Origin of the sequence: Pseudomonas agarici (genome assembly GCF_001543125.1) — a bacterium.
GTDB classification, from domain to species: domain Bacteria; phylum Pseudomonadota; class Gammaproteobacteria; order Pseudomonadales; family Pseudomonadaceae; genus Aquipseudomonas; species Aquipseudomonas agarici.
In genome coordinates, this window is sequence record NZ_CP014135.1 from 982,016 (window position 1) to 985,446 (window position 3,431).

4 protein-coding genes and 1 pseudogene are annotated in these 3,431 nt (G+C 58.8%); 1 reads left to right on the forward strand and 4 read right to left on the reverse strand.

All coding sequences use genetic code 11. The features are described from left to right. From AWM79_RS25230 to AWM79_RS04430, 3 genes are all read right to left on the reverse strand, one after another. Positions 1–378: hypothetical protein (locus tag AWM79_RS25230; protein WP_167375415.1), on the reverse strand; the 378-nt coding region annotated here is incomplete at its 3' end. A 233-nt stretch (positions 379–611) separates the two neighbouring features. Continuing rightward, the gene (locus AWM79_RS04425; RefSeq protein WP_060782235.1) at positions 612–899 is read right to left on the reverse strand and encodes a type II toxin-antitoxin system RelE/ParE family toxin; all 288 of its coding nucleotides are present in this window, start codon (positions 897–899) and stop codon (positions 612–614) included. Then, positions 896–1,153 carry a type II toxin-antitoxin system ParD family antitoxin gene (locus AWM79_RS04430; protein ID WP_060782236.1) on the reverse strand — a complete coding sequence of 86 codons (258 nt, stop codon included), beginning with the start codon at positions 1,151–1,153 and terminating at the stop codon, positions 896–898. Before AWM79_RS04430 ends, AWM79_RS04425 begins: the two co-directional genes overlap by 4 nt. Positions 1,154–1,409: 256 nt before the next feature. Here AWM79_RS04430 and AWM79_RS04435 point away from each other — a divergent pair. After that, positions 1,410–1,738: pseudogene (locus AWM79_RS04435) on the forward strand (autotransporter outer membrane beta-barrel domain-containing protein); the annotation flags it as partial. Positions 1,739–1,817: 79 nt separating this feature from the next. On the opposite strand, the gene AWM79_RS04440 reads toward AWM79_RS04435, so the two are convergent. After that, positions 1,818–3,431 (reverse strand): hypothetical protein (locus AWM79_RS04440; RefSeq protein ID WP_208599927.1); only part of this gene is annotated, 1,614 nt, incomplete at its 5' end.

Below are 3,431 nucleotides of genomic sequence, written 5' to 3' on the forward strand. Positions count from 1 at the left end.
AGGGATGAACAGGGGAATTTTCTCGTCTTTGTCCGCCTGGGACTCGGTCACCGAGGTCACGGCCACTGGATCGTCGGCATTGCCGCAGAACAATTCGACAAAGTCGCCCTCCGCCTGCGACAGATAGGGGTGCAGGTAACACAGCAGGCCGTCGAGATAGTAGGTGTCGAGGGCGGCCTTGTTGACACCGATATCGGCGCCGATCACTGGGCGCTGGCCATAGACCTCGATCACCAGGTCACTGAAGGGACGGCGTTCGGGAGTGGGGTCGCGTTCGAAGCTGAAATCCGGCTGCCTGGGAGCGGACGAGGGGTTGAGAGAGAGGGAGTCGATACCTTGGGACGTAGGCGACACGGACAAGGAAGGATCTTCGTTCATGACGAGGCACCTTTGGCGGATTCAGGGAGGCGACCCGAAAACCCGGATGGCGAGTCGTGAGGATCATTCAACGCCTGGAGGGGAGGGCTGGCTAGCTGTCAGAAATGACAGTGGCGACGAGTGGCTGAGGCCGGTTGGTATGAGGCTGATGCAAAAAAACGAGGCGGGACAATACCCTAACGGACTAACGTTGAACCGGCATAGCCGAGGATTACGTTATTTTTCTCAGGGGGTTATGCGTCTAACAAGATCGTCGCGTAATCCATTGCACCATGCAGGATGTGGACGACCACCACACGGCTGGCCTCTACCCGATAGAAAATGACATAGTTATCGTGAATCCGACGCCGGATACCGTATCGTGGCACCAACGGGAATGCCTGGTGCATGTCCGTCAGGCTTAGGCACTTATCGCGCAACTCGTTAACGAAAGACCATGCGCGTAACGGATTATCTTGGGCGATGTAATCACCAATGCGTTCCAGATCACTTTCCGCTTCGTCTGTTAGCTGAACGATCATGGGTTCTTATCAGCCATCTCCGCGTATTTTGCAGCCAGTCGATCGAACACCTTTTGCGCAGGCTTGACGCGACCCGCGTCACTATCGCCCAAACCACGAGCAATAGAGGCGTCCAGCGCGGCCAGGCGGGTTTCCCGCTCCTGAACCAGCCGTACACCTTCGCGTAGCACTTCGCTTTTCGAGCCGTAGCGACCAGACTCGATGAGCTGTGTCACATAGTTCTCAAGCGGTTTTCCCAACTCTGCACTAATCATGCTTTATCCTCCGGCTACCCCTACGGTCAGAGTAGCCAATTCAATAACTATTATCAATTCCACAGGCATACCTGCTCCGCTAGCGGATCAGCAACGTCTGGAAAAGTAATCAAAAGCCCAATCCACAGTGATGCCACTCGACCACCAGAGCATCGGTGACCTGAACATGGTCGGCGGTAACGTCAAGTTCGGCGACCCCGGTGCGTTCTATCAACTGGACGCGGGGACCTACTCCTACAGCCTGATTGTCGAGGACGATGAGCATCTGCTGGTGGGTGACGGGCAATGGCTGGCCGGTGTGATGGCAGGCTACAGCCAATCTGACTTGAGCCTGGGCCGTGGTACCAGCACCTACATCGGTGGATATACCACTTGGTTGGATGAGCAGAGCGGGTACTACTTTGACGGTGTGGCCAAGCTCAACCGTTTCCGCAACGACCTGCCGGGTTCGCGGGTGGAGATCGGTACCGGTGTGGCGATGTCGTTGACCGAGAAATGGCAAGTGCATGCCGACCTGGACTTCAGCAAGGGCGAGAAGATCGACCAGCCTTGGGGTGCCAATATCGGATCCGTTATAGCTGGTAAGCGGTCTGTGTAAACAGAAAGAGGACGCCTTGGCTTCCTCTTTCTGTTTATGCGAGTAACGTTCTACCAGGGCGTACTATCAGGCGTTACGGACGGTATAGGGTTGTGACTGCATGTCAGGGTAATGTTCGTATTGCACTATTACGGTATAAGTCGCATTTACTCCACCACTGTCGTTCCAGCGGCCAAAGGACCAACGATTGTTTTCCCCGACAGGTATCACGTAACCACTACCGTTGATGAAAACGGAAATGCGTTGGCCGGTGCTTGCGGTGCCCTGAATATCGCCAAAGAACCACGCCCCGCTGGAGCCGCCATTCGGGCAATAAACCATTCTGTTATCATAGACGGCGGTGATTTCCGGCTGCACAAGATTAGGCCTGACGGTAAAGGTGCGCGGCGGCGTGGAGACCGGATTACTGCCATAGACGCCGCGTGCGGTGATGCTGTAGGTCTTGGTTGTCACCGGCAGTGCGGGTGTGGTCCAGGCACCGCTGCTGTTGGCGGTGACTGTGCGCATCACGGTCGTGCCGTCCCGAATCTCCACCTGCTGCCCATGGGAGGCCGTGCCTGTGAGGGTGACTGTCGTGGTGACCACGCTAGCACCGTTGGCGATTTCCTTGCCTGTGGCGTCCTTGATGGAGGTGATGGTCGGAACCGCCGAGGCGACTACCGTAAAGGTGCGTGGCGGTGTGGACACCGGATTGCTGCCATAGAGGCCGCGAGCGGTGATGCTGTAGGCCTTGGCTGTCACCGGCAATGCGGGTGTGGTCCAGGCACCGCTGCTGTTGGCGGCGACCGTGCGCATCACGGTCGTACCGTCCCGAATCTCCACCTGCTGCCCACGGGAGGCCGTGCCTGTGAGGGTGACTGTTGCGGTGACCACGCTGGCACCGTTGGCGATTTCCTTGCCTGTGGCGTCCTTGATAGAGGTGATGGTCGGAACCGCTGAGGCGACTACCGTAAAGGTGCGTGGCGGTGTGGACACCGGATTGCTGCCATAGAGGCCGCGTGCGGTGATGCTGTAGGCCTTGGCTGTCACCGGCAATGCGGGTGTGGTCCAGGCACCGCTGCTGTTGGCGGCGACCGTGCGCATCACGGTTGTACCGTCCCGAATCTCCACCTGCTGCCCACGGGAGGCCGTGCCTGTGAGGGTGACTGTTGCGGTGACCACGCTGGCACCGTTGGCGATTTCCTTGCCTGTGGCGTCCTTGATGGAGGTGATAGTCGGCGTTGCCGAGGCGACCACGGTAAAGGTGCGTGGTGGCGTGGACACCGGATTGCTGCCATAGAGGCCGCGAGCGGTGATGCTGTAGGCCTTGGCCGTCACGGTCAATGCGGACGAGGTCCAGACACCGCTGGCGTTGGCGGTGGCGGTGTCCATCACGGTCGTGCCGTCGCGAATCTCCACTTGTTGGCCGTTGGGGGCGGTACCTGTGAGCGTCACGGTCGCGGTGACCACGGTGGAGCCATTGGCGATCTCGCCGCCAGCGGCGTTCTTGACGGAGGTGATGGTCGGCGCCTCTATCTCCGCGGCGTTATAGACGGTATGGGTGCGCAATGGGAACGTCAGCGCATTGGCCTCGACGCTGCTGCGATCAAACGTCGCCTTGAACGTCGCCGACAGGGAAGTTCCATGGCCCAATCCACTCAGGTAGCTGGCCGGTACCGATATCTCCGCATGGCCGTCGCT

Excerpts from the sequence above, each read along its gene's own strand:
- AWM79_RS04425 (WP_060782235.1), bottom strand. The coding sequence starts at position 899 with ATGATCGTTCAGCTAACAGACGAAGCGGAAAGTGATCTGGAACGCATT.
- AWM79_RS04430 (WP_060782236.1), bottom strand. The coding sequence starts at position 1,153 with ATGATTAGTGCAGAGTTGGGAAAACCGCTTGAGAACTATGTGACACAG.